The sequence below is a fragment of the Kitasatospora sp. NPDC058115 genome, from assembly GCF_042884635.1.
Classification (GTDB): domain Bacteria; phylum Actinomycetota; class Actinomycetes; order Streptomycetales; family Streptomycetaceae; genus Kitasatospora.
In genome coordinates, this window is the sequence record NZ_JBHVTL010000003.1 from 77,111 (window position 1) to 101,946 (window position 24,836).

Sequence of the window (24,836 nt, forward strand, 5' to 3'; positions counted from 1 at the left end):
TCAGATCCAGCTGGTGAACCACATCCGGTCCTGCCAGGACGTCATCGGGATCACCTCCGCGGTGTACAGCGGGTAGAAGAAGGCGAAGCAGGCCATGATCGCCAGCACGATCAGCCCGGCGCCGACCGCCCCGATCCGGCGCCGTTCGGGCGAGCACCCCTGCGGCCCCAGCATCGCGCCCAGCATCTGCGCCACGGCCAGGCAGAGGAAGGGGACGAGCACCACCATGTAGAAGGAGAAGACCGTCCGCTCCTGGTACTGGAACCACGGCAGGTAGACGCCGGCCACGCCGCACAGCACCGCGCCGGAGCGCCAGTCGCGGCGGAAGAACCAGCGCCAGAGCAGGTAGACCAGCGCGAAGCAGGCCGTCCACCAGAGCAGCGGGGTGCCGAGGCCGAGGATCTGCGCCGCGCAGCCGCCGGACGCGGTGCAGCCGCGCTGGCCGGCCGGCACCTGCTCCCAGAACATCGAGACCGGCCGGCCCTGGACCAGCCAGCTGAACGGGTTGGACTGGTAGGTGTGCGGGCTGCTCAGGCCGGTATTGAAGTCGTACATCTGGGCGTGGTAGTGCCACAGGCTGCGCAGCGGGGCGGGCACCCAGCTCATCGACACCTGCGGCAGCCCGACGCCGAGGACGCTGTCCGGGGAGAGCCCGGCCCGGTCGTCGGCCCAGTGCCGGTCGAAGCCGCCGCCGGTGAACAGCCAGCCGGCCCAGCCGCCGAGGTAGACCACGAACGCGGAGCCGACCATGGCGAGAAAGGCGGGCAGCGCGTCGAGGCGCAGCATCGAGCGCCAGGGGCGGCGGGCGCCGGCCCAGCGGCGGCCGGACTGGTCCCACAGCACGGTGAGCAGACCGAAGGCGGCGAGCACCATGGCGCCGTTCCACTTGACCCCGGCGGCGGCGCCCAGGCAGAGCCCGGCGGTGATCCGCCAGGGGCGCGGGCCGAGGCGGACGGTGTCGCCGCCGTGGCCGGGCAGCACGGCGGCGAGCCGGGCCCGGGTGCGGTCGCGGTCGATCAGCAGGGCGCCGAAGGCGGCCAGGACGAAGAACATCTGGACGCCGTCGAGCAGGCCGATGCGGCTCATCACCAGCTGGAGGCCGTCGACGGCCATCAGCAGGGCGGCGGTGCAGCCGATCAGGGTGGAGCCGAAGAGCCGGCGGCCGATCCGGGCGAGCATCAGCACGGTGACGGTGCCGAGCAGCGCGGTCATGAACCGCCAGCCGAAGGGGTGCAGGCCGAAGGCCCACTCGCCGAGCGAGATCACCCATTTGCCGAGCGGGGGGTGGGCGATGAACTCGGGTGCGGAGGTGAGCGGGATCTGCTGCGGGACGGCGAGGACCTGCTCGTTCGCGTGCTCCGGCCAGGTGCCCTCGTAGCCCTGGCGCAGCAGCGACCAGGCGTCCTTGGGGTAGTAGGTCTCGTCGAAGACGAAGGCGTCGGGGTGGCCGAGGTTCCAGAACCGCAGCAGTCCGGCGAAGAGCGCCACGGCGATCGGTCCGAGCCAGTCGGAGCGGTCCGCCGCCCGGCGCAGCAGCCCCCGCCGTCGCGGTGCCGGGCCGGCCCGGTCCGCTGCCGCCGGGGGGTGGGTGAGCGCCGCTTGCGTCATGGTGTCGGTTGCCTCGCCGGTTCGCCTGTCTCGCCTGTGCCGGCCGCCGGCGCTGTGCCCCGGTGGCCGCGGTCGGCCCGCGCCGGCCGGGGCGGCCCGCACCGGCCCGTCCGACCTCGGCCGGACGGCCGACAGCCACCGACACTATGTGCCGGTGGGCGCGAAACCAAGCGCGACGGGCGCCGGACAGGTGACCTGTCCGACGCCCGTCAGGGCCGTGTCACGCGGCGGTCTGCAGTTCGCGGACCGGCCGGGCCGGGGCGCGGACCGGGGCCGAGGGGGCCTGCTCGTCCCCGGCGGAGCCGTCGGCCGCGTTGTCCTGGGCCGCGGTGAGGTGGGGCCGCAGGCGCAGCGCCAGGACGACGATCAGCACGGTGCAGCCGGTCATCGCCGCCAGGTAGAGCGGCCAGGTGCCGGAGCCGACCAGCAGGACGCCCACGGCCGGGCCGACGGCGATCGCGATCTGCTTCACCAGGGCGTACCCGGAGTTGTAGGTGCCGAGCAGCCGCGCCGGGGCGAGGTCCGCGACCATCGGGCCCATGGTGGGGGCGAGCAGCGACTCGCCGACGCCGAACAGGGCGTAGATCGCGACGATCGCGACGGTGGCGGCCATCGCCTCGGTCCGGATCAGGCCGGCCACCAGGGCCATCGCCCAGGCGCCGAGCCAGACCACGCCGGCGGCGGCCATCGCGGTGGTGCGCCGGCGGCGGGCGGTGATCCGCACCATGAACATCTGCAGCACCACGATGGTCAGCGCGTTGGCGCCGATGGCGATGCCGAGGGTGGACGGGGCGGTGCCGACGGTGTCGGTCGCGAAGGCGGCGACGCCGGACTCGAACTGGCCGTAGCAGGTGAAGAAGATCAGTCCGGCGAGCGCGCTGAGCCGGAGCATGGCCTTGTCGGCGAGCAGGGCGCGCAGGCCCTGCGGTCCGTCGGTCCGCTCGTGGACGAGCAGCGGCGCGGCCTTCGGGATCCGGGCGGTGCCGGTCACCAGGGCCAGGCCCAGGAAGGTCAGGGCCTCGATGGTGAACAGCCGGGTCAGGCTGGCCGGGTCGGCGACGTCGACGATCTGCCCGCCGACCAGCGCGCCGACGCCCATGCCCAGGTTGATCAGGGTGAACTGCAGCGCGAAGGCGTGCGAGCGGGTCGCCGCGGTGGAGCAGCGGACGATCATCGTGGCCAGCGCCGGCTGGCAGGTGGTGACACCCGCGCCGAACAGGAAGGAGGAGACCAGCAGGGCCGGGGTGCCGGTGGCGTGCCCGAAGGCGAACGCGCCGGTGGCGGCCAGCGCGGCGCCGGCGAGCAGCACCGGGCGCGGCCCGTACCGGTCGATGCCGCGGCCGGTGAACGGCAGGACGGCGAGCGCGGCCAGCGCGAAGACGGTGAACACCATCCCGGCCGCGAGCGAGCCCAGCCCGCGCACCTGGTCCACGTACACGAACATGTACGGCATCGTGAATCCGCTGCCGAACGCACTGAGCGCGTTTCCGATCTGGACGCGGCGCAGCGGGCCGCCCGCCCCGCGTCGCTGCTGCCTCTGCTGCTTCACCGTGCCGGTCACCGTGCACACCCCTTCGTTGCGGACGGAGGCGTCAGGGCTCCGTCAGTTTCGCTGCGTACTCTTAAGGGAAGAAGACTTAAGAGCTAAAGTTTGACTCTAAAGTCTTAGCACCAGAAGAGTGCTGAGTCAAAGGCTTAAGGAGTGCACTTCACATGGGAGACTGGTCCGCATGACTGCAGAGAAGCCCGCGCCGGCCACTCCCCGCGAGCTGGGCATCAGCGAGCAGGTGGCCCTCTACCAGCGGGAATTCCCCACCGTCGACCCGCAGGTGGAGACCATCGTGCAGACCCTCTCCCGGGTCGCCCGGCGGATGACCGTCGCCTACGACCGTCAGCTGACTGTGCTCGGAATCACCTCGGCCGAGTGGGAGGTGCTCAAGGCCCTGGTGGTCTCCGGCAGCCCCTACCGGCTCGGGCCCGGCGAGCTGGCCAAGCGGCTCGGCCTCACCCCGGCCGCGATGACCCACCGGATCGACCGGATGGTCACCGAGGGGCTGGTCACCCGGGAGCGGGACGAGGCCAACCGGGTCCGGGTGATCATCGAGCTGACCGAGCTCGGCCGGGACAAGTGGCTGGAGTCGATGCGGATGGCCGCCGTCTTCGAGGAGGAACTGCTCCAGGACCTCGTCGGCGAGGACCGCACCGTGCTCTCCGGGATGCTGGCCCGGATGCTGCGCCGGATCGAGGAGAGCCAGCCGGACGCCCTGGGGCGCACCGCCGACCTGGGCTGATCCGGCCCGTGACGACGACAAGTCCGGCCCGCCGGGGGACTCCCCCGGCGGGCCGGACTCTTCGTGCGGTGGGTGCGAGGGTCCGTCAGGCCCTCATCCGGTCAGTGGTGGGTCAGCAGGGGCCGTTGTCGGTCCAGACGCCCCACTGGCCGCTGGCGCTCGGGTCGTCGCCCTTGGTCCACCACTTGTTGGTGTAGTAGTGACCCTTCCAGGAGACCTTGGTCGGGGTCGCGTAGGTGGCGGCCGAGTCCCAGCTCGGGGCGCCCGCGCAGCCGGCCGGGGTGGTCGGCGGCGTGGTCGGCGGGGTGGTCGGCGGAGTCGTGGGCGGGGTGGTCGGCGGCGTCGTCGGCGGGGTGGTCGGCGGCGTGGTCACCGGCGGGGCCGGGCAGGCCGCGGCGGAACCGTTGGTGGCCTCGACCATCTTGTCGAACAGCGCGGTCTTGGTGCCCAGGTCGTACAGCGAGAAGGCGAAGGAGCCGCCGAGGCCGTTGCAGTGGGCGTAGTCCAGCTTGGCCTGGATCGAGCGGGCGTCCTCACCGGACCAGAAGACGTTGCCGTCGTAGAAGTAGGTCGCCTTGGCCGCGTCGTCCCAGTAGGTCTTCGACGGGTTGTCGACGAAGCCGGCCAGTTCCTTGTACATCTGGATGCCGGGGACGTTGCCCGACAGGGCCGCGCCCGGGGCCGGGGCGGTGGCGGGCTGGAACAGACCGTTCTTGCCGTTGTTCTGGACGCCGGTCCAGCCGCGGTAGTAGAACGGCACGCCGACGTTGATCTTCTTGGCCGGGAAGCCGCCCGCGATGCCGTACTGCGGGTCGCCCACGGTGTACGCCTTGATGGCGTCGTCGATCGAGTACTTGCCGTTGCCGCCGGGGACCGGGGTCATCGGGTCGTTCGGACCGGAGTAGATCGGGGCCTGGTGGTTGGTCGGGCCCTTGGACTCCCAGCCGCCGTGCATGTCGTACGTCATGACGTCGAGGAAGCTCAGGTACTGACCGATCTTGTCGGTCTCGACGTTCTTGATCTTGTCCTGACCGGCACCCACCGCGGCCGCGGTGTAGTACTGCTTGCTGTCGGTCTTGCCCTGCGCGTCGAGCTGCTCGCGCAGCTCCTTCAGCAGCAGGGTGAAGTTCTGCTTGTCGTTCGGGCTCGCCTGGTTGCCGAGGTGGCCGCCGCCGCCCGGGTACTCCCAGTCGATGTCGATGCCGTCGAAGATGCCGGCCGCCGAGCCCGGGCCGCCGTAGCCGGCGTCGACCGGCAGGTTGCCCTTGATGAACATGTCGATGCAGGACGAGACCAGCTTCTTGCGCGAGGCGTCCGTGGCGGCCGCCGACGAGAAGTACTTGGAGTACGTCCAACCGCCCAGCGAGATCAGGATCTTGAGGTTCGGGTTCTTCGCCTTCAGCTTCTTCAGCTGGTTGAAGTTGCCCGCGATCGGCTGACCCCAGACGTCACCGACGCCGTCGACCGAGATGTCCGGGCCGAAGCTCTTCTGGTAGTCGGCGAACGCGTCCGCCGCACCGTCACCCGCGTTGGGGTTGTTCTCGTCCTGGCTCGCGGCCTTGGTGGCCTGGAAACAGGTCCCGTTGGTGGGGTGGATGTTGGCGAACGAGTAGATCATGTAATCCAGCTTCCCGGCGACGCCGGTGTCCTGGATCGTCTTCGCGTAGTACGCGTTCGAGTAGATCGACCACTGGTCGAAGTAGGCGACCTTGATGCCACCGCTGGTGGCGGGCGCGCCGGTGCTGTTGCCGACGGCGGCGTTGGCCGCGGTGCCGCCGCTGAGCGCGAGGCCCGCGCCGAGCAGCAGGGAGGCCGTGGTGCCGGCGGCGATCGCGGTCAGGCTCTTGGACCGCTTGCGACGGCCGCCCTCCTGAACCGGGGCCCCGGCCCTTTCGATGCGTGAACGGAGCATGGGTGCGTGACTCCTGGTGTGGGGGATTCCGACGTGTCCCGGGACGCAGGTACGGGGTGGGGCCGTACGACCGGGGCATGACAGAACGGGATGGGGGAATCGAGCGGATACATGCCTTGACGGACGCCGGGATATGCCGAACCGGCGCCTGCGGCGGACCGCTGACGCCGGTTCAGGGGCTCCCTGCACCTGGGGACTAAAATGGACTAGACCAACTACCCCGTCAAGAGGTGACGTTGCGGCTTGAGCCGCCCTTAAGGTTCGCCGGGACCCGAACCACCCCCGCTGACCTGCGGATCAGCGGGGGTGACGCGGAGCGGCCGGACGGTCCGGCCGCGCTCAGTAGCGCACCGCGTTGGCCACCACGGCCTTCACCGAGCCCGAGAGGTCCCGGTTGCTGCGCGCCTTCACCTCGGTGCTCTGACCCGCCGCCAGGTCCGGGACCGTCACGGCCGTCACGTCCAGCACGTTGCCGCTGTCGTCGGTGAAGTTGACCTGGATCACGTACCGGCCGGTGTCCTGGCCGTGGTTGGTGACGGTCAGCGCCGCCTCGGCCTTGCCGTCCACGAAGGCCACCGTGCCGACCGCGACGTCGCCCTTCGCGTCGAGTCCGCCCTTGATGCCGGCGATCGCGGAGGACGCCTTCGCCTGCGCCGAGGCGACCGCGGAGGCCGCCGCCGAGGGCAGCCCGCCGGCCGCGCCGGCCAGCACCGACTCCGCCGCCGAGGCCGCGGCGGAGGCGGCGCCGGCGATCGCCGAGCCCGCCTGCGCGGCGGCCGAGGAGGCCGCGGCGCCCGTCTTGCCCCCGTCGCCGTCGGACGAGCAGCCCGCCAGCGCGGCCCCGCCGAGCAGCGCCGCCACCACCCCCGCGGCCAGGGCGCGGTACGGGCGGCGGACGGCGGGGGCGTGCGGGTCCGCGGCGGTCGGCCGGGGCGGGGACGCGGGGCGGCGGGTCGGTTGGCGGTCCATCGGGATCCTCGATTCTGGCCGTCGGGGTTCCGGCCGTCGGGTCCGGCCGTGCCGGGCTGCCCGGCGGGCCTCCCCGCCCACGTTCCGTGGACCGGGAGGCGTTCGCCACCAGGGCCGGGGCGTTCGGGTGAGCCCGCCCCGGCCGGGGCGGGTCAGGAGAGCCCCGAGCCCTCCTGGGTCTCCGCCTCCACCGCCGCGCGCTCCTCCGCCAGCCGCACGGCGTGCCGGCGGCGGGCCACCACCGCGCCGGCCCCGGCCGCGCTCGCCGCGAAGGCCAGCACCCCGACCCACGGCCGGTTGAACGCGTGCCCGCTCAGGTGGTCCAGCGAGTACCGGCCCGGCCCGGCCAGACCCACCGCCAGACCGGCCGCGCCGAGGAACGCCGGGTACTCGTAGCCGCCGGACATCGCGAAGAACCCCGCCGGGGCGTGCACCGCGACCGCGCCCGCCATCGTCCCGGCCACCACCGCGCCGGCCGCCGGCGTGGCCAGCCCGGCGACCAGCAGCGCGCCGCCGCCCGCCTCGCCGAGGCCCGCGGCCAGGGCGCTCTGCCGCGGCGGGTGGAATCCCATCGCCTCCATCGCCTGGGCGGTGCCCTCCAGGCCGCCACCGCCGAACCAGCCGAACAGCTTCTGGGTGCCGTGGGCGATCAGCACCCCGCCCAGGGCGCCGCGCAGGGCCAGCAGACCAAGGTCGCTACGGTTCAGAGCCATGTCCAAGTCCCCTTCGGGAGCCCTCCGCCGCGCGGAGGGAGGTCCGGCTTCCATGGCAGCGGAAACCACCGGCCGGCTCGACCCGGGGCAGCCGTTCGGGCGAATCTCGGTGTGAACGGGAATAACCCGGGCCCAGGCGTGGCAGCCGGGCGGCGATGATCGCCGCGGCCATGCTTGGCACATGTTCGTCTTCGACCTGAGCAGCGCCTTCATCGCCTTCTTCGCCGTGGTCGGCCCGCCGAAGGTCCTGCTGTCCTTCGCCCGGCTGGCCTCCACCCGGACCTCCGGGGAGCTGCGGCGCCTGGCGGCCTGGAGCACGCTGATCTCGGCGCTGATCGGCGTGGCCCTCGCCTTCAGCGCCGACTTCGTGACCTCGCTGTTCCACATCAGCGACCAGTCGCTGCAGCTCGCCGGCGGCCTGATCTTCTTCGTCTACGCGGTCGCGCTGGTCTTCGGCGTCCACCTGGGCGCCGGCGCCGAGGAGACGGACGAACACCTGGCGAATCCGCTGGTGGAGGGCATCCGCGAGCTGCTGCTGCCCTACCTGGCCAGCCCGCTCGCGGTCACCGCCGTCCTGGTCGGCTCGCTCGCCAAGGACGACTGGGGCTGGCACGCCACCGTGGCCGGCGCGTACGTCGCCGTGGTGGCGATCAACTACGTCTGCGTCGCCGTGCTCGCCCCGCTGATGCTGCGCACCCACCGGACCTCGCTGGAGGTGGTGGCCCGGCTGCTCGGCCTGCTGCTCGCGGCGGTCGGCGCCGAGCTGTTCCTGGAAGGACTCGCCGGGCTCGGCGTGCACCTGCCCGAGGAGCACTGAGCCGCGGGCGCGGCACAGCGGCGCGGGCGACGGCGGCTCAGGCGGACGCGGCCAGCCGGAGCAGGGCCTCGCCGATCCGGTCGCGCACCAGCGGGTCGGCGACCAGCCCGTCCGCGCCGACGTCCCCGCGCGCCAGCGGCACCCGGACGCAGGCCGCCTCGACCACGGACGCCCCCGTGTGGCGCAGCACCGTGCGCAGCGCCTCCTCGGCGCCCAGGCCCCGCCCGGTCCCGGCGGCGTTGATCCAGGCGGCCGGTTTGTCCGCGATCTCGATGCCGCCGACCGTCCAGTCGAGCAGGTTCTTGAAGGCGCCGGGCAGGGTCCCGGCGTACTCGGGCGTACAGATCAGCAGGGCGTCGGCGGCCTCGACCGCCGCCCGCAGCGCGGTGACCGGCTCCGGCAGCGGGTCGGTGTCGAGGTCCGGGTTGAAGTGCGGAAGACCCGCCAGCCCGGTGTAGTAGGTGGTCGCGACGCCCTCGGTGGCCAGCGCCACGGCGGCGGCGGTGCGCAGCACGGTCTCGTTGACGGACCCGGCGCGCAGGCTGCCCGGGAGCAGCAGGATGTGACGGTCGATCGGCATGGGCAGGAACCTATCGGCCGGTTCAGGGCACGACCACCGGCCGCCAGGGAACCGGGCTGGAGAGGATCATCGAACTGGCCGGCTGCCCGTAGCCGCCGAGCCGGTCGATGAGGGCCTCGAAATCGGCCATCGCCGGAACCGCGACCAGCAGCACGCAGCAGGCACCGCCGGTGACCCGGTGCAACTGCAGCACCTCCGGCCAGCCGGCCACCTCGGGGTCGCGCAGCACGCAGCGCGGACCGTAGCACTGCAGCTGCACCAGCGCGGTGATCGGCAGGCCGGAGCGGGTGAGGTCGACGTGGGCGTGGTACCCGGTGATCACCCCGTCGGCCTCCAGGCGGCGGACCCGTTCGGCCACGGCGGGTGCGGACAGGCTCACCCGGCGGGAGAGTTCGTTGTAGGAGAGCCGCGCGTCGGCCTGCAGCTCGGCCAGCAGGCGGCGGTCGACGGCGTCCACGGCGGCTCCTGAGGGTGTGGTCCGGTTGGCTGGATCCCGCTGCTTTGCGATCGTGAAGAGGATCGGGAAAACACCTCTCGTACGACAGGCCCGGCCGCGGTTGCCGTGCCCGTCGCCCATTCAAATGCGCGACGGGCCGCCGCACAATGGGGCCCCGGCGAGGACCGGGGCCACCGGTGCGGATCCCGGGCCCGTCCGGCGGTCCGGCTCGCCGGCGACTTCAGGAGGGATCGGACATGGGGCACGACACGGTGGAGAAGCCCAGTCTGTCGTTCGACCGGGCCGGGGAGCCGGAGCGGGGCACCCCGTACGCGCGCTACGTCCGGCTGGACGAACTGCACAGCCTGCAGCACCCGCTCAGCGACACGCCCGCCGAGCTGTCGTTCATCGTCACCACCCAGGTGATGGAGCTGCTGTTCGGCCTGCTGCGGCACGAGTGGACGCTCGCCCAGCGTGCCCTGCGCGAGGACGACCTGCCGGGCGCGCTGTCCGCGCTGCGCCGGGGCACCCACGTCCAGGACGTCCTGGTGGAGTCCTGGGACCTGCTGGCCACCCTCACCCCGGCGGAGTTCAACTCCTTCCGCCCGCTGTTCGGCGAGGCCTCGGGCTTCCAGTCCTCGGCCTTCCTGCACCTGGAGTTCCTGCTCGGCAACAAGAACGCCGCGCTGCTGGCCATGTACCGCGACAGCCCGCGGACGCACGCCGAGCTGGCCGCCGCGCTGCGCTCCCCCGGCCTCTACGACGACGCGATCGCGCTGCTGGGCCGCCGCGGCCTGACCGTGCCGAGGACCGTCTCCGAGCAGCGCCACCAGCCGGACGAGGCCGTCGCGGCCGCCTGGCGACGGGTCTGCACCGAGCCCGGGTACGCCGCTCTGCAGCCGCTGGCCGAGGCGCTGCTGGACGTCGCCGAGCGGGTGACCCGGTGGCGCCAGCGCCACCTGGCGGCGGTCAAGCGGGCGATGGGCGGCAAGCCGGGCTCCGGCGGCTCCAGCGGTCTGACCTGGCTGCGCCGCTCCGCCGAGCAGGACGTCTTCCCCGAGCTGTGGGCGATCCGGGACGGAATGTGACGAACCCGAGCACGGCGGGCATGAACGAGCTGGTGGGCAGTGGGCACGAGGAAGCACGGGAGAGGCCGGACATGATCACGCGCGAGGAGTGCGCGGCGCTGGACGCCGCCGACCCGCTGGCGGCGTTCCGCGGGGAGTTCGCCCTGCCGCCGGGGGTGATCTACCTGGACGGCAACTCGCTCGGCGCGCTGCCGGTCCGCACCCCGCAGCGGGTGCGCACGGTGGTCGAGCAGGAGTGGGGCCGGGAGCTGATCCGCAGCTGGAACGACGCGGGCTGGTTCGAGCAGCCGTACCGGCTGGGCCGGCGGATCGCCCCGCTGGTCGGGGCCGCCCCGCACGAGGTGGTGGTCTGCGACACCACCTCGGTGAACCTGTTCAAGGTGCTGGCGGCGGCGCTGCGGCTGCGTCCGGGCCGCTCCGCCGTGCTGGGCGACCGCGCGGCCTTCCCGACCGACCTCTACATCGCCGAGGGCGTGACCGGGCTGGTCCCCGGCGCCCGCAGCGTGCTGGTCGACCCGGCCGGGCTGGACGCGCACCTGGACGGGGACGTCGCCGCGGTCGTCCTCTCGCACGTCGACTACCGGACCGGCGAGCTGCTGGACATGCCCGGGATCACCGCCCGGGTGCAGGCCGCCGGAGCGCTGATGATCTGGGACGTCTGCCACTCGGTGGGCGCGCTGCCGGTCGAACTCTCCGCGAGCGGCGCCGACTTCGCGGTCGGCTGCAGCTACAAGTACCTCAACGGCGGTCCCGGCGCACCGGCCTTCCTGTACGTCGCCGAACGGCACCTGGAGTCGGGCGCGCCGCAGCCGCTGAGCGGCTGGTTCGGGCACGCCCGGCCGTTCGCCTTCGAGCCCGGCTACGAGCCGAAGGAGGGCATCGGCCGCTTCCTCACCAGCTCCCCCTCGCTGCTCGGCCAGGCCGCGCTGGACGCCTCGCTGGACGTCTGGGAGCGGGCCGACCCGGCCGCCGTCCGGGCCAAGAGCCTGGCGCTGACCGATCTGTTCATCGCCCTGGTCGAGGACCTGGACGGCATCGAGGTGGTGACCCCGCGCGAGCACGCCCGGCGCGGCAGCCAGGTGGCGCTGCGGCACGCCGACGGCTACCCGGTGGTGCAGGCGCTGATCGCCCGCGGCGTGATCGGGGACTTCCGGGCGCCGGACCTGATGCGCTTCGGCTTCACCCCGCTCTACCTCTCGCACGCCGAGGTGTGGGACGCGGCCCGGCACCTGGCGCAGGTACTGGAGAGCGGCGAGTGGAAGGACGAGCGCTTCTCCCGGCGCGGCGAGGTGACCTGACCGGCCGGCCACCGGCCGGGGCCTGCGGCCGTCGCCGAGCGGGCCGGGGCGGTGGCACGGCGGGGGCGCGGCGGAACCGGCCGGGGAACGCGCGGGGCCGCCCGGTCGAAGGACGACCGGGCGGCCCGCGGCCGTGCGGCGGCTACCGCGGGCGGGCGCTAGCCGTGGCGGCCGCGGCGGCGGGTGGCCAGGAAGGCGAGGCCGCCGCCGAGGGCGAGCAGGACGCCTCCGGCCACGCCGAGGACGACCGGGGTGTTGCCGGCACCGGTGGAGGCCAGCTGGCCGCCGCCCCCGCCGGTGGTGGGCGCCGGGTGGCCGGCGGTCGAACCGCCGCCGCTCGGGCCGCCGGTGGCCGGGCCGCCGCTGGTCGGCGCCGCGCTGGACGAGCTCGCCGTGGCGCTCGGGCCGGTCGGGGCCGGGGAGGTGGCGGTCCCGGTCGGCGCCGGGGACGTCGGGGCCGGGGAGGTGGTGCTCTCCGTGGCGGTCGGCGCCGGCGACGTCGCGGTCGGGGACGTCGGGGCCGGGCTGGTCGGCGCCGGGGAGGTGCTGGTCTCCGTCGCGGTCGGGGTCGGGGAGGTCGGGGTCGGCGACGGCGCGGTGGGCGTCGGGCTCGGCACGACCTCGCAGTCCGGCAGGTCCCCGTCGAACGGGTAGCTGTGGATCTCGTAGCCGCCGTTGCCGGTCTGGATCAGATTGCCCGCCAGGTACACCCGGCCGTTCATGCCCGGCATGTTGATGGTCGTGGTGCCGGCCGGGTTGCCCGCCATCACCGAGCCCTGGAACTGCGCGCTGCCGTTGATCTGCGCCCCGGTGGACGTGGGGAAGTTCCACATCAGCTTGGAGCGCATGTCGGTGGTCGGGTCGCCGGGCAGCCCGGTGCCGGTGTAGGTGTTGATGACCGGGTCGGCCGCCAGCATGTTGACCACGACGGTGGCGCCGGCCGGGACGTTCGCGAACACCAGGCCGATCTGCCCGCCGGTCGGCGAGGCGAGGTTCCCGGGGACGTTGAAGACCTGCTTCATGCTGGTCCCGTCGCCGGTGAAGGTCGCCTCGCTGCCGGTGACCTCGACGGTCCCGGTGGCGGTGGCCCGCCCGACACAGGCCGAGACCTCCTCGATCCGGGTGAGCACCGACCGGTACGGCGCGGCGGCGTCGGCGTCCTGGATCGCCTCGCCGGTCGGGTCGATGGAGACCGTGCCGGTGACCGCGCCCGCGTGCCGCAGGTTGCCGAAGGCCTGGCCCTGGGAGTCGCTGCCGCCGATCAGCAGCGAGTTGCCGGGCAGGACGCCGACGTCGCCGCCGACGGTCAGGAAGTCGCTGCCGTTCGGCGGGACGACCCGCGAGCCGACGCCGACCACGCCCGCGTTGAAGGCGCCGCCGCCCTGGCTCTTGTCGACGGTGAAGTCCCCGAGGGTGACGATCTTGCCCTCGGCCTCGGCCGCCCGGCCGGTGACCGTGTAGGAGCCGCCGGTGAAGACGTTGATGGTGGCGTCCCGGCCGGAGAAGTCGCCGTTGTTGACCGGCGGCCAGGTGGCGGGGCAGTCCGGACCGCTGCACGCCCCCAGCGGCGGGGCCAGCGGCGCGGCCGAACCGACCGTCAGCACCGCCGCGAGCGGCAGCACGGCGGCGGCGGTCGCCACCGCGATCCGGGCGTGGCGTCGTCCGCGGGAGGCGGGGACCCGCTCCGCGGTGGCTCTTCTGTGACCGGGCGTACCGGTTCGCTGACTCATCGGCACATTCCTCCGCGCGGCGAGAAGGCAGGCAGGAGAGGCACGCCTGCCACATTCCAGTTGATCCCGGATCATCCCGGTCACATCCCGGAGATTCCAGAGATTCGGTGTATCAGATACCAAATCGGACGAACCATACCCTACAGACCATCAGTGTGAATATGAAAATCTGATGAGTAGGCAGGCAATCCGTGTCCTCCCCGGGCCGCCCGCCACCGGCCCGCCCCCCCTTCGAGCCCTGCGGCCCCTTCGGCTCCTTCGGCCCCTGCGCCCCCGGCGGCCCCGCTAGGTTGGGGGCATGACTTCCGACGCGATCGCCACCGTCGCCACCAGCGCCGACGTGCTGCGCCACCCCGGGGCCGGCGAGCACCTGCTCACCGCCGTGGAGAAGGAGCGCGCCGCCCGGTTCCGGCACGAGTCCGGGCGGGTCGACTTCATCGCCGCGCACGCGCTGGTCCGGCTCTGCGCCGCCGGACTGCTCGGCGTCCCCGCCGACCGGCTGGCCCTCGCCCAGCACTGCCCCGACTGCGGCAAGGGCGACCACGGCAAGCCCTACCTGCCCAACCACCCCGGCATCGAGGTCAGCCTCTCCCACACCAAGGGCGTGGTCGCGGCGGCCGCCGCCCACCGGCCGGTCGGCGTCGACGTCGAACTGACCGACCGCGGCGGCACCCTGCTCGACGTCGCGCCCCGGGTGCTCACCGCGCAGGAGCTGCGGCAGGTGCGGGAGCACCCCGACCCGGCGCGGGCCTTCCTGCGGCTCTGGGTCCGCAAGGAGGCGCTGATCAAGATCGGCCGGACGACGCTGGACGGCCTCGCCGAGGTCGACCTCTCCGGGCTCCCGCTCGACCTGCCCGGCGGCCGGCCGCGGCTCAGCGCCTTCGAGGGCCTCCAGCTGCTCGACTGGGTGGACGAGGCGCACGGCGCGGCCGTCGCGGCGGTCAGCGAGGTGCCGCCGCGGGCGGTGGAGCTGGGCGCCCTCTGAGCCCGACCTGGGAGGGGCCGGTCGGATAAGCGGTGTTAGCGTCCTGGGCGGGGCGGGGAGAACCGGCCGCCCCGGCTGCCCGCGCCGCGACCGCCGACGGGGCCGCCCCCGATGAGTCCCAAGGGTGCCCCGCCATGGCCAAGTTCCTGCTGAGCCTGCACGTCCTCGCCTCGGTGCTGTTCATCGGCCCGGTGGCCGTGGCCGTCAGCATGTTCCCGCGCCGGGCGAAGGCCGCGCTGGCGGGCGGGCCCGAGCAGGCCGCCGACGCCGGCGTGCTGCGGCTGCTGCACCGGATCACCCAGGTCTACGCGCTGCTCGGGATCGCCGTGCCGGTCCTCGGCATCGGGGTCGCCCAGGTGATGGACGTGCTCGGCCAGTCCTGGCTGATCGCCTCCATGGTGCTGACCGCGGTCGCCGCCCTGGCGCTGCTGCTGTTCGTGCTGCCCGCGCAGCAGGCCGCGGTGGACGCGCTCGGCGCCCGGGCCGACTCGGAGGACCACGGCAGGGCCGTCAAGGGGCTCACGCTGCTGCCGATGACGGCGGGCGTCTTCAACCTGCTCTGGGCGGTCGTCGTGGTGCTGATGATCATCCGCCCGGGCTCGACCACCGGCGCCTGACGCCCCGGCGCGGGCGGTAGTACCCTCCCGGCCATGACGATCATGGTGGGGATGGGGCCGGAGGCCGCCGGGACGGGCGTGGGCGTGCTGCTGCGCGGCTGGCGGGAGCGGCGCCGCCTCAGCCAGCTGCAGCTGGCCCTGCTGGCCGACTCCTCGGCCCGGCACATCAGCTTCATCGAGAACGGCCGCGCCCGGCCCAGCCAGGAGATGGTGCTCAGGCTCGCCGAGCACCTCGACGTCCCGGTCCGCGAGCGCAACGCGCTGCTGCTGGCCGCCGGCTACGCGCCGCACTACCCGGAGAAGCGGCTGGACGACCCGGCGATGGCGGCCCTGCGCTCCGGGATGGAGCGGCTGCTCGCCTCGCACGACCCGTACCCGGCGCTGGTCGTCGACGGGACCTTCCAGGTCCTCGCGGCCAACCGGGCGCTCGGGCTGCTGCTGTCCGGGGTCGCCCCGCACCTGCTGGAGCCGCCGCTCAACGCGATGCGGATCACCCTGCACCCGGAGGGCGTCGCGCCGCGGATCCTGAACCTGCGGCAGTGGCGGCGGCACCTGCTGGAGCGGATGGAGCAGCAGGTCGGGCTGGTCCGCTCGGAGCCGCTGCGGGCGCTGCTGGAGGAGGTCCGGGCCTACCCCGAGCCGCCCGGCGCGGCGGCCGGCGACGGGGGCGAGGAGGACATCACCGAGCTGTTCCCGTTCGCGCTGCCGCTGCGGATCGCCCACGAGGGGCGGGTGCTGTCGTTCCTGTCGACGATCGCGACCTTCAACACGCCGATGGACGTGACCGTCTCCGAGCTGGCCATGGAGACCTTCCTGCCGGCCGACGAGGAGACGGTCGCGTTCCTCCAGCACGCCGTGGGCACGGCGCGGTAGTCACCCGGGCAGCCGGCGCAGGGCGGCGAACTGGAGACCGGCGAAGAGGGCCACGGTGGCGGCCTGGAGCGGGATCCAGACGTAGCCGGCGGTGGTCGGCCCGAACCACAGCTCCATCGCCACCACGCTGAGCACCGCCCAGGCCAGGTTGACGTCGATCACCGCCCGCACCGCGAGCCCCGGCGGCTGCGGGCGGGCCGCCAGCAGGCCGACCGCGAGGCCGAACACCGCCAGGACGGCGCCGAGTTCGAGCAGGGTCGAGCGGCCGACGCCGAGCAGTTCGCCGAGCGGGCCGGGGAAGGCCAGGTAGGCGAGGCCGTTGCCGCCGCTGACGACGGCGTCGAGGGCGAGGAGGCCGCGCAGCGCCCTGAACGGGGCGGGCGCGGTGCGGCGGGCGGTGGTCAGGGTGTGCGCGGACATGGCGGACCGGCCTTCCGGAGGTGGGGTGGGATCCCGGTCGGCGGTGCCGCCGCCGGGTGAGCACCACTGTGCCGGGGCCCGGAACGGGCGTCGATTACCTCGGACGTCATGCCTCCCCGGACGTCGCCCGCCCCCGGACGTCACCCGCCGTGCCCGTCACGCCCGGGCCGGGCGCGGCAGGCCCGCCGCACCCGGCCGTCGCAGCACCACGCCCGCCCGTTTGACCGCCCGCGCCACGATCGTGGTCTCGGCCCGGGCGACGCCGAGCGGGCCGAGGGTGTCGGTGACGAACCGGTAGAGCCCGCCGTGGTCCCGGCAGAACACCGCCGCCATCAGGTTGGCCGGCCCGCTGGTCGCGAGGACGCCGTGCACCCGGGGGTGCCGGGCCAGCGCCGCGCCGACCGCCGCGAGCCGGCCCGGCGGCACGTCCAGCCACAGGTTGGCGTCCACCGCGAAGCCCAGCAGCCGCGGGTCGACGGTGACATGGGTGCGCACCAGCCCGGCCCCGTCCAGCCGGTGCAGCCGGCGCCGGACGGTCGACTCGGGGGTGCCGACGGCCGCCGCGAGCATGGCGTGGGACTGCCGGGCGTCCTCGCCGAGCCGGGCCAGCAGCGTCCGGTCCAGCGCGTCCAGCGGCACACTGCCCGGGGCGGGCCGCTCGACGGGCGGTCCGGCGAGCGCGGCCGCCTCGGCCTCGGTCAGGTGGCCGGAACGCCACTGGCCGGCGTCGGCGAAGGCGTGCAGCACGGCGTGCACGGTGGTCTCGGCGACGGCGGTGGTGGCGGGCAGCTGCCCGTGGAGCAGGCGGTCACGGGCGCCGGCCTCGCTGAGCATCACCGCGCCGATCTCCCGACCGCCGAGCATGACGTCGACGAACGGCACGTCCGGCCGCTCGGCGAGGGCCTGGGCGACGGTGTCGGCCCTGCCGCCCAGCACCCGGATCCGCAGCAGCAGCGCGCCGACCGCGGCGTCCTCGGCGTCGGGCATCCGGACCACCCGGACCAGGCCGGTCTGCTGCAGCCGGGTGAGCCGGCGGGTGACGGTCCGCCCGGAGACACCGAGCACCTCGGCGATCCGCCCGGCCCCGGCCCGGCCGTCGACCTGGAGCGCGCAGACCAGCCGGCGGTCCAGGGCGTCCAGCACGGTGTCCGGATCAGCAGCTGTGACGTCCATGGTGTCCGATCTCCGTCGATCCGTCGCCGTCCGGCGTCCTGCCCGGCCACTGCGACGGTACTCCTGGAGCGGACGAGCGGGACGAACGGGAGAGGGACGATGGGCGACGACGAGGTGCGGGAACTGCGCGGACTGCTGGCGGGCGTGGAGGGGGCGGTCCGGGCGGTCGGCGCGGAGCTGGCCGCCCGCCGGCCGCAGGGGCCCTCCCCGGTGTCCACCCTGGCGCAGGCCAGGGCGCGGTTCGCCGCGCTGGACGGCCCCGCGTCCGCCGAACTGCGCGCCCGGCTGGGGCCGTTGTGCCCCGGGGCGGGCTGGGTGGACGGCGAGCTGGAGGGCACGGTGCCCGCCGGGGGCGCGTGGTGGCTCTGCGACGCCACCGACGGCGCGGTGCAGTACCTGCTCGGGCTGCCGCAGTGGGCGGTGACCGCGACGCTGCTGCGGGACGGCGCGGCGGTGCTGGCCGTGGTGCACGCACCGCAGCTCGGCGCCACCTACCGGGCGGTGCGCGGCGGCGGCGCCGAGCTGGACGGGCGGCCGATCGCCGCCGTGGAACGGGAGTTGGCGGCGACGGTGGCCGGCACCAGCCAGCCGCCGCTGGTCTCGCGGGACCCGGTGGCGCTGCGCCGCGCGGGCGCCTCGCTGTCGGCGATGGCGGGCGCGGTGCCGGCGGTGCGCAACCTCGGGCCGACCTCGCTCCAGGTGGCCCAGGTCGGCTCCGGACACCTGGGGCTGTTCTGGGAGTTCGGGCCCGACGCACCCAATCTGCTGCCCGGCGCGCTGATCGCGGCGGAGGCGGGCGCGACGGTGACAGACGCCGCCGGCGCCGCGTGGACGCCCGTCGCGGACGGCTTCCTGGCCGCCGCGCCCGGGCTGCACGCCCGGGCGCTCCCGCTGCTCAGGAGAATCGACTGAGCGTCACATTCCGTACAGTGAGACTGCGTTGTGGTGGCGAACGCACGGCAGCCACTCCTCCCCCGACCACCGACGCTGCGGCGTCGCGGCGTTGCGACATCGGCGAGCCGGCCGCGTCGAAGGACGCCCACACCTTGTCCAGGACGTTCTGCGGCCCGGTGGGCCCCTCCTGCCCGATGGCGGGCACGGCGGGAGGGTGCGGACGTCGATCAGGCCGGGGCCGCACCCCGGCCGCCCCGGCCACCGGGCCGGGGGCGCTCAGGCGGCGGGCACCGGGCGGGCGCGGTCGATGATCGCCGCGGCGTCCGGGCCGGGCGGCAGGGTGCCGAAGGCCGCGCCGTGGTCACCGGCGAGCCGGGAGGCGCAGAACGCGTCGGCCACCGCCGGGTCGCCGTACCGGACGAGCAGCGAGCCCTGGAAGGCCAGCGCCATCGCCTCCACCAGCCGGCGGGTGCGGTACTCCAGCCGGTCGAGGTCGGAGAGCTGCTTGCGCAGCCCGGCCACGGCCGCGTCCAGGCGGCGGTCGGCGCCCGCGGCGGCGTCCAGCTCGCCGAGGAAGGCGTCGACCGTCTCCGGGCGCTTGGCCATGGCCCGCAGCGCGTCCAGGGCGGCGACGTTGCCGGAGCCCTCCCAGATGGAGACCAGCGGCGCCTCCCGGTAGAGCCGGGGCATGCCGGACTCCTCGACGTAGCCGTTGCCGCCCAGGCACTCCAGGGCCTCGGCGGCGTGCGCCGGGCCGCGCTTGCAGACCCAGTACTTGGCGACGGCCAGGCCGAGCCGGCGCACCAGCGCCTCCTGCTCGTCCCCGGCGAGGGCGGCGTCGGTGGCCTGGGCGAGCCGCATCGCCACCGTGGTCGCCGCCTCGGACTCGACGACCAGGTCGGCGAGCACGTTGCGCATCAGCGGCTGGTCGGCCAGCGCCTTGCCGAAGGCCCGGCGGTGCAGGGTGTGCTGCACGGCCCGGGTGGCGCCGAGCCGCATGCCGGAGGCGGCGCCGATGGTGCAGTCCAGGCGGGTCATGTTGACCATCTCGATGATGGTCCGCACGCCCCGGCCCTCCTCCCCGACCAGCAAGCCGTACGCCTCGTCGTACTCGATCTCGGCGGAGGCGTTGGACTTGTTGCCGAGCTTGTCCTTGAGCCGTTGCAGGCGCAGCCGGTTGCGGGAGCCGTCCGGCAGGACGCGCGGCAGCAGGAAGCAGCTGAGGCCGCCGGGTGCCTGGGCGAGGGTGAGGAAGAGGTCGGACATCGGCGCCGAGGTGAACCACTTGTGGCCGGTCAGCCGGTAGCTCCCGTCCGGCTGCGGGACGGCGGCGGTGGTGTTGGTGCGGACGTCGGAGCCGCCCTGCTTCTCGGTCATCGACATGCCGGCGATCAGCCCGCGCTTGCCGTGCGGCTCGCGCAGGCCGAAGTCGTACGTGGTGGCGGCGAGCAGCGGCTCGAACTCGGCGGCCAGCGCGGGGGTGGCGCGCAGGGCGGGCACGGCGGCGTAGGTCATCGAGACCGGGCAGGTGTGACCGGCCTCGACCTGGCCCCAGACGTAGAACTTGGCGGCGCGGGCGGTGTGCGCGCCGGGGCGCTCGTCCCGCCAGGGGGCGGCGTGCAGGCCGTGGCCGACGGCGGTGCGCATCAGCTCGTGCCAGTACGGGTGGAACTCCACCTCGTCGATCCGGTGGCCGAAGCGGTCGTGGGTGCGCAGCACCGGCGGGTTCTCGTTGGCCAGCCGGCCCCACTCGGCGGCCTGCTCGGAGCCGGCCAGCCGGCCGAGTCCGCGCAGTTCGGGCTCGGCCCAGCCGGCGCCGGCCCGGTGCAGCGCGGCGAGCAGCGCCGGGTCGGCGGCGGTGTCGTGCCCGTACGGCGGCGGGACCTGGTTGGTGACCTCATGCGTCGCTGGCATCGCGTTCTCCAAGGGCTCGGAGGGTGAAGGAGACGAGGGCGGGGACCACGGCGCCGGGGGTGGTCCCGGGGTCGGACGGCGGGACGGCGGCGAGCGGGCCGGTGAGCGCCTCGGCGGTCGCACCGACGATCGCGGCGGCGGTCAGCTGCGGGTCCTGGGGCGGCAGCTGGCCCGCGGCGAGGGCGGCGGCGATCTCGGCGGCGAGCACGTCGCGGAAGGTGCGGCGGAAGACCAGGCGTTCGGCGTCCACCACGGTGTCGGCCGGTTCGACCAGCAGGGCGTGGGCGAGCCGGGGGGCGCGCAGGGCGCGGGCGGCGAAGGTCTCCACGACGGCCGCGACCCGCTCCCGGGGGGTGTCGTGGCGGGCGACGGCCTCGTGCACGGCGGCGACCTCCCGGGTGACCACCCGGCGGAAGAGCTCGACGGAGAGATCGGCCTTGCTCGCGAAGTGCCGGTACATCGAGCCGGTGGCGATCCCGGCCCGGTCGGCGACGGCGGCCATGCTGCAGCCGCCGTAGCCGCGCTCGGCGAGCAGGCCGACCGCGGCCTGGAGCACCGCCTCGCGCTGGGCGTCCAGGCGGGCTTGCACGGCGGGGGTGCGTCGGTAGGCCATGGAAGCATTGAAGCACTGATTCACTGCTTCGGGGAGGGGGTGTGCAGGGCCCCGTCGGGGTGCACGGGGTCCCGTCGGGGCGCGCGGGGGTGCGCGGGTCCGGGTACGGCGAAGGGCCGGGTACGGCGAAGGGCCGGGTACGGCGAAGGGCCGGGTACGGCGAAGGGCCGCCCGGCGACCGGGCGGCCCTTCGTCGTGCTTCGGTGCGGTGGGACCGGAGACCGGACGTGCGCCGGGCGGACTACAGCCGGACGCGGTCCTGCCGCAGCCCCGCCTCGTCCAGCGGGCCGATCGGCGGCACCTGGTACCCGCCGCTCAGCGCGCGGGCGGCGTCGGCGCCGAGGCCGGCCCACTCCAGCACCTTGGCGGTGGCCGCCGCGGACTCCCCGGCCGCGAGCCCGGCGATGTTCGAGCCGTGGTTGCCGCCGGGCACGGTGTAGACGTAGCTGTCCTCGCTGCCCCGGCCGAGGCGGAACGGCTCGGCGCCCCACGGGTCGTTCTGGCCGTAGACGAAGATGATCCGCTCGGCGGAGTTGCGCACCCAGCGGTCGATGTCGCGCATGGCGGACGGGTCGAACCGCATCGGGATGGTGCGCGGCACGTAGGTGCGCGGCGCGTACAGCTCCTTGTAGTCGTAGTGCAGCACGCCCTTGAGGTGCGAGACGTCGAAGGAGGGCGAGCCCAGCTCGGTGCCGGCCTGGTAGTAGTACGCCGTGTACCCCGCGAGCGCCTGGTCGCTGTTGCCGGTGATGCCGACCTGCGCGTCGAGCCAGGCGTACAGCGCGTCGTCGGTGCCGGCGGCGCCCGGGACGTTCACGCAGTCGGCGGCCAGGCTGTACTGCCAGAACGCCCAGACCGAGTCCAGCACGGCGAGCTCGTAGGCCCGGTCGGCGCTGCCGATGGTGGTGAAGGCGGAGCCGGCGGCGGCGTTGTCGGCGGCGTAGCGGGCCCCCAGCCGGTCACGGCGGACCAGCAGTTCGCGCTGGGTGGCGTTCAGCGCGGCCCGGCACTCGGGGGTGCCGACGTTGCGGAAGAACCGGCTGTACGCGGAGTCCTCGCGGTCGTCGACGTCGTTCGGCGCGACGTAGGCGACGGTGCCGGCCACGTCGTCGGGGAAGAAGCGGCGGTGGTAGGTGGAGGACATGCCGCCCTTGGAGCCGCCGGTGGAGAGCCACTCCTCCCGGTAGATCCGCTTCAGCGCGGTGATCAGCCGGTGTGCGTCGGTGGCCGCCTGCTCGATGCCGGCCTTGGACCAGTCGGCGGGGGCGGGCCGGGAGGGCGTGAAGTAGCGGTACTCGATGGAGACCTGGTTGCCGTCGACCAGCCGGGTCGGCTCGGTGCGGGTCGGCGCGGTGCGCAGCGTGTAGCCGTTGGTGAAGAAGACGGTCGGCCGGTCGTAGCCGCGGTGCAGCACGCTGAGGCGCTGCTGGAAGGTGCCCAGCCAGGGGCGGTTGTGGTCGACCGGCTGGGTGTAGGTCAGCAGGAAGAAGCGGTGGCCGGTGGTGGTGGACTGCTCCTCGGTGACCGTCATGCCGGGGAGCGCCGCCAGCCGGGCCTTCACGTCGGCCGACGGGTCGTCGGCGGGCGAGCCGGGGCGGGCGGCCGTGGCGGCGCCGGGGGCGTCGGTCCCGGCGGCGAGGGCCGTCGGGGCCAGGCCGAGGCCGAGCAGCGGTATCAGCAGAACGGCGACCAGCAGCCTTCTCATCGTGGTGGTCATCAACTCTCCATCGGGTCAACGGAACTGGGTGGTGCCGTGGTCCGTACTACTCTCCGGCAGCCGGTGGTCGGCCGCCGGGCGGACCGGCCGTCCGGTAGACGGCCGAATGGGCCACCCGCCGGTCGCGGATGGCCCATCGGGGCGAAAGTGCTGGTCAGGGGCGCGGCAGGGTGCAGCCGGCCTTGGTCAGGTCGAGCCTGTTGCCGGTGCTGAAGCAGGCGGGGATGAGGTACGTCTCCTGGGCGTAGCCGATGCCCCGGCGGACCGTCACCGTGCCGTTCTGGTCCACCTCGCACGGGTTGTTCAGGGTGCAGCGCTGGCCGCTCTCGTTGATGGTGTTGTTCACCGCCACGACCTGGCCGCTGGTGGCGTCGACGACCGGCGAGCCGGAGGTGCCGCCGATGACGTTGCAGCCGGAGGTGTAGCGGAGGGAGTCCTTGAAGGTCCAGTCCGCTTCCTTGAGCCGGTAGGCGAAGCCGTCGGCCGAGCAGGAGTAGATCCGCTTCCAGTACCCGGAGACGACCCTGATCGAGGTGCCCTGGACGGGGTGGGTGGCCGCGACGGTCAGCGGGGCGATGCCGTAGCTCGACTGGATGGCCGCGTAGGTGGTGTTCAGCTGGTAGATCGACACGTCGGTGTCGGTCATGGTGCCGTAGACCAACTTGGTGGCGCGCAGGGTGCCGGCCGAACCGCCGCTCGCGTTCAGCAGCGTGAAGGTGCGGCTGGAGGCCTGGTTGACGACCACCTGGCCGGGGCCGGGCATCCCGGCCTCCAGGCAGTGGCCGTTGGAGAGCACCAGCGCCGGGTCGTTGGCGGTGGAGGCGGGGAACCGGACGAGCGAGCCGGAACAGTTGCTGAGGGCCACGGTGCCGGCGAAGGTGACGGCGGCGACCTTGCCGGCCTGCGCCGACTCGGCACCGACGGGCGCGGATATCGCGGCGGCGGGCGCGGCGATCGCGGGGGCGGCGATCGCGGGGGCGGGCGCGGCCGTCGCGGCCGGGGCTCCGGCGAGGGCGGTCGCCCCGGCGGTCAGGAGCGCGGCCAGCATGCCTATGAGCGGCTTCTTCATGAGAGACCTCTCGGTGTGGGGGTGCCCCAAAACTGGCGCGGACATGACGCCCTGTCAAGGGATCCGGCACCGGACCGGGTTCCGGACACCGTGTTCCGGCCGACCGGCTCCCGCACGCCCCCGCGACTCCCGCACGCCCCCGCGACGGCCCCGGTACTGTGGCCGGGACGACAGGGACGACCACCTGGGGGGCTCACATGGCCGGTGACAACCACGCGGACGGCACGCGACGGGGAGGGACCGGCGGCCGGCTGCTCGCCGTGAGCGACCTGCACGTCTCCTACCAGCAGAACCGCGACCTCCTCGAACAGGTGCGGCCCGGCTCGCCCGAGGACTGGCTGATCGTGGCCGGTGACGTGGCGGAGTCCACCACCACCATCCGCTGGGCCCTGGGCCTGCTCGCCGAGCGCTTCGCCAAGGTCATCTGGGCCCCCGGCAACCACGAGCTGTGGACCCACCCCAGCGACCCGGTCCAGCTGCGCGGCGTCGAACGCTACGAGCACCTGCTGGGCATCTGCCGGGAGTTCGGCGTGGTCACCCCCGAGGACCCGTACCCCGTGTGGACCGGCGCGGGCGGCCCGGTCGCGGTCGCCCCGCTGTTCCTGCTGTACGACTACTCCTTCCGGGCCCCCGGCACCACCACCAAGGAGGAGTCACTGGCCGCCGCCTACGACTCCGGGGTGGTCTGCGCCGACGAGCGCTTCCTCCACCCGGACCCGTACCCGGACCGCGACTCCTGGTGCCGCGAACGCGTCCGGCTGACCGAGAAGCGGCTCGCCGAACACGACCCCGGGCTCCCGCTGGTGCTGGTCAACCACTACCCGCTGGTCCGGCAGCCCACCGAGATCCTCTGGTACCCCGAGTTCGCCCAGTGGTGCGGCACCGAGCTGACCGCGGACTGGCACCGCCGGTTCAACACCGCCACGATGATCTACGGGCATCTGCACATCCCCCGGCGCACCAGCTACGACGGCGTCCCGTTCGAGGAGGTGTCGCTCGGCTACCCGCGCGAGTGGGGCAAGCGCGGCGTGCCGGACCCGCTGCTGCGCGAGGTCTTCCCCGGCGCCTGACGGACGACGGGCGGCGCGCCCGGGGCCGCGCCCCCCCCCCCCCCCCCCC

The 24,836-nt window shown here is 74.1% G+C and carries 23 protein-coding genes; 9 read left to right on the top strand and 14 right to left on the bottom strand.

Annotation, left to right across the window (positions count from 1 at the left end; all coding sequences use genetic code 11):
• Window positions 1–1,608 (bottom strand): dolichyl-phosphate-mannose--protein mannosyltransferase, encoded by a 1,608-nt coding sequence (locus tag ACFVVL_RS03960; RefSeq protein ID WP_387671197.1) that lies wholly within the window; start codon window positions 1,606–1,608, stop codon window positions 1–3.
• A 220-nt stretch (window positions 1,609–1,828) separates the two neighbouring features.
• Complete coding sequence (locus tag ACFVVL_RS03965; RefSeq protein WP_387671199.1) at window positions 1,829–3,157, bottom strand: MFS transporter; 1,329 nt, start codon at window positions 3,155–3,157, stop codon at window positions 1,829–1,831.
• Window positions 3,158–3,338: 181 nt separating this feature from the next.
• Here ACFVVL_RS03965 and ACFVVL_RS03970 point away from each other — a divergent pair, with 181 nt between their 5' ends.
• Entirely contained in the window at window positions 3,339–3,899 is a 561-nt protein-coding gene (locus tag ACFVVL_RS03970; RefSeq protein WP_380291926.1) for a MarR family winged helix-turn-helix transcriptional regulator, read from the top strand.
• A gap of 112 nt (window positions 3,900–4,011) precedes the next feature.
• Here ACFVVL_RS03970 and ACFVVL_RS03975 read toward each other — a convergent pair whose 3' ends face one another.
• The 3 genes from ACFVVL_RS03975 to ACFVVL_RS03985 form a co-directional block, all read right to left on the bottom strand.
• Window positions 4,012–5,811, bottom strand: a complete 1,800-nt coding sequence (locus ACFVVL_RS03975) for a glycosyl hydrolase family 18 protein (protein WP_387671201.1) — start codon at window positions 5,809–5,811, stop codon at window positions 4,012–4,014.
• A 339-nt stretch (window positions 5,812–6,150) separates the two neighbouring features.
• A complete protein-coding gene (locus tag ACFVVL_RS03980) occupies window positions 6,151–6,780 on the bottom strand; it encodes an FxLYD domain-containing protein (protein WP_387671203.1) in 630 nt (209 codons plus the stop codon).
• A gap of 152 nt (window positions 6,781–6,932) precedes the next feature.
• Entirely contained in the window at window positions 6,933–7,493 is a 561-nt protein-coding gene (locus ACFVVL_RS03985) for a DoxX family protein (protein WP_387671205.1), read from the bottom strand.
• Between the two features lie 181 nt (window positions 7,494–7,674).
• Here ACFVVL_RS03985 and ACFVVL_RS03990 point away from each other — a divergent pair, with 181 nt between their 5' ends.
• Entirely contained in the window at window positions 7,675–8,310 is a 636-nt protein-coding gene (locus ACFVVL_RS03990; RefSeq protein WP_380291934.1) for a MarC family protein, read from the top strand.
• Between the two features lie 37 nt (window positions 8,311–8,347).
• Here ACFVVL_RS03990 and ACFVVL_RS03995 read toward each other — a convergent pair whose 3' ends face one another.
• Both ACFVVL_RS03995 and ACFVVL_RS04000 read right to left on the bottom strand, forming a co-directional pair.
• Entirely contained in the window at window positions 8,348–8,890 is a 543-nt protein-coding gene (locus ACFVVL_RS03995; protein ID WP_387671208.1) for an NADPH-dependent FMN reductase, read from the bottom strand.
• Window positions 8,891–8,912: 22 nt separating this feature from the next.
• On the bottom strand, window positions 8,913–9,347 hold the full coding sequence (locus tag ACFVVL_RS04000) for an Lrp/AsnC family transcriptional regulator (protein ID WP_380291938.1): 435 nt from the start codon (window positions 9,345–9,347) through the stop codon (window positions 8,913–8,915).
• 236 nt (window positions 9,348–9,583) lie between these two features.
• Here ACFVVL_RS04000 and ACFVVL_RS04005 point away from each other — a divergent pair, with 236 nt between their 5' ends.
• Together ACFVVL_RS04005 and kynU are read left to right on the top strand one after the other, a co-directional pair.
• Window positions 9,584–10,414, top strand: coding sequence for a tryptophan 2,3-dioxygenase (locus ACFVVL_RS04005; protein WP_380291940.1), 831 nt, complete (start codon window positions 9,584–9,586; stop codon window positions 10,412–10,414).
• A gap of 71 nt (window positions 10,415–10,485) precedes the next feature.
• Entirely contained in the window at window positions 10,486–11,712 is a 1,227-nt protein-coding gene (kynU, locus tag ACFVVL_RS04010; protein WP_387671210.1) for a kynureninase, read from the top strand.
• A 158-nt stretch (window positions 11,713–11,870) separates the two neighbouring features.
• Here kynU and ACFVVL_RS04015 read toward each other — a convergent pair whose 3' ends face one another.
• Window positions 11,871–13,442, bottom strand: a complete 1,572-nt coding sequence (locus ACFVVL_RS04015) for a choice-of-anchor A family protein (protein ID WP_387671212.1) — start codon at window positions 13,440–13,442, stop codon at window positions 11,871–11,873.
• A 298-nt stretch (window positions 13,443–13,740) separates the two neighbouring features.
• Here ACFVVL_RS04015 and ACFVVL_RS04020 point away from each other — a divergent pair, with 298 nt between their 5' ends.
• The 3 genes from ACFVVL_RS04020 (at window position 13,741) to ACFVVL_RS04030 (ending at window position 15,917) form a co-directional block, all read left to right on the top strand.
• Entirely contained in the window at window positions 13,741–14,427 is a 687-nt protein-coding gene (locus ACFVVL_RS04020) for a 4'-phosphopantetheinyl transferase family protein (RefSeq protein WP_387671214.1), read from the top strand.
• A 134-nt stretch (window positions 14,428–14,561) separates the two neighbouring features.
• Window positions 14,562–15,044: a DUF2269 family protein gene (locus tag ACFVVL_RS04025; RefSeq protein WP_380291948.1), complete on the top strand. Its 483-nt coding sequence runs from the start codon at window positions 14,562–14,564 to the stop codon at window positions 15,042–15,044.
• Window positions 15,045–15,077: 33 nt separating this feature from the next.
• Window positions 15,078–15,917: a helix-turn-helix domain-containing protein gene (locus ACFVVL_RS04030; RefSeq protein ID WP_387671216.1), complete on the top strand. Its 840-nt coding sequence runs from the start codon at window positions 15,078–15,080 to the stop codon at window positions 15,915–15,917.
• On the opposite strand, the gene ACFVVL_RS04035 is transcribed toward ACFVVL_RS04030, so the two are convergent.
• Both ACFVVL_RS04035 and ACFVVL_RS04040 read right to left on the bottom strand, forming a co-directional pair.
• Window positions 15,918–16,337, bottom strand: a complete 420-nt coding sequence (locus ACFVVL_RS04035) for a hypothetical protein (RefSeq protein WP_380291952.1) — start codon at window positions 16,335–16,337, stop codon at window positions 15,918–15,920.
• Window positions 16,338–16,493: 156 nt separating this feature from the next.
• Complete coding sequence (locus tag ACFVVL_RS04040; RefSeq protein ID WP_387671218.1) at window positions 16,494–17,510, bottom strand: Lrp/AsnC family transcriptional regulator; 1,017 nt, start codon at window positions 17,508–17,510, stop codon at window positions 16,494–16,496.
• Window positions 17,511–17,609: 99 nt separating this feature from the next.
• Between ACFVVL_RS04040 and ACFVVL_RS04045 the strand changes: the two genes are divergently transcribed.
• Window positions 17,610–18,422: an inositol monophosphatase family protein gene (locus ACFVVL_RS04045; RefSeq protein ID WP_387671220.1), complete on the top strand. Its 813-nt coding sequence runs from the start codon at window positions 17,610–17,612 to the stop codon at window positions 18,420–18,422.
• A gap of 258 nt (window positions 18,423–18,680) precedes the next feature.
• On the opposite strand, the gene ACFVVL_RS04050 is transcribed toward ACFVVL_RS04045, so the two are convergent.
• The 4 genes from ACFVVL_RS04050 to ACFVVL_RS04065 all read right to left on the bottom strand — a co-directional run bounded on the left by ACFVVL_RS04050 (window position 18,681) and on the right by ACFVVL_RS04065 (window position 23,717).
• Window positions 18,681–20,318 carry an acyl-CoA dehydrogenase family protein gene (locus ACFVVL_RS04050; RefSeq protein WP_387671222.1) on the bottom strand — a complete coding sequence of 546 codons (1,638 nt, stop codon included), beginning with the start codon at window positions 20,316–20,318 and terminating at the stop codon, window positions 18,681–18,683.
• Window positions 20,302–20,931, bottom strand: a complete 630-nt coding sequence (locus ACFVVL_RS04055; protein ID WP_387671224.1) for a TetR/AcrR family transcriptional regulator — start codon at window positions 20,929–20,931, stop codon at window positions 20,302–20,304. The genes ACFVVL_RS04050 and ACFVVL_RS04055 overlap by 17 nt, the downstream gene beginning before the upstream one ends.
• A gap of 241 nt (window positions 20,932–21,172) precedes the next feature.
• Window positions 21,173–22,648, bottom strand: coding sequence for a S28 family serine protease (locus ACFVVL_RS04060; RefSeq protein ID WP_380294731.1), 1,476 nt, complete (start codon window positions 22,646–22,648; stop codon window positions 21,173–21,175).
• Between the two features lie 154 nt (window positions 22,649–22,802).
• Window positions 22,803–23,717: a serine protease gene (locus tag ACFVVL_RS04065; RefSeq protein WP_387671226.1), complete on the bottom strand. Its 915-nt coding sequence runs from the start codon at window positions 23,715–23,717 to the stop codon at window positions 22,803–22,805.
• A gap of 197 nt (window positions 23,718–23,914) precedes the next feature.
• Between ACFVVL_RS04065 and ACFVVL_RS04070 the strand changes: the two genes are divergently transcribed.
• A complete protein-coding gene (locus tag ACFVVL_RS04070) occupies window positions 23,915–24,787 on the top strand; it encodes a metallophosphoesterase family protein (protein WP_380294734.1) in 873 nt (290 codons plus the stop codon).
• Window positions 24,788–24,836 lie beyond the last annotated feature (49 nt).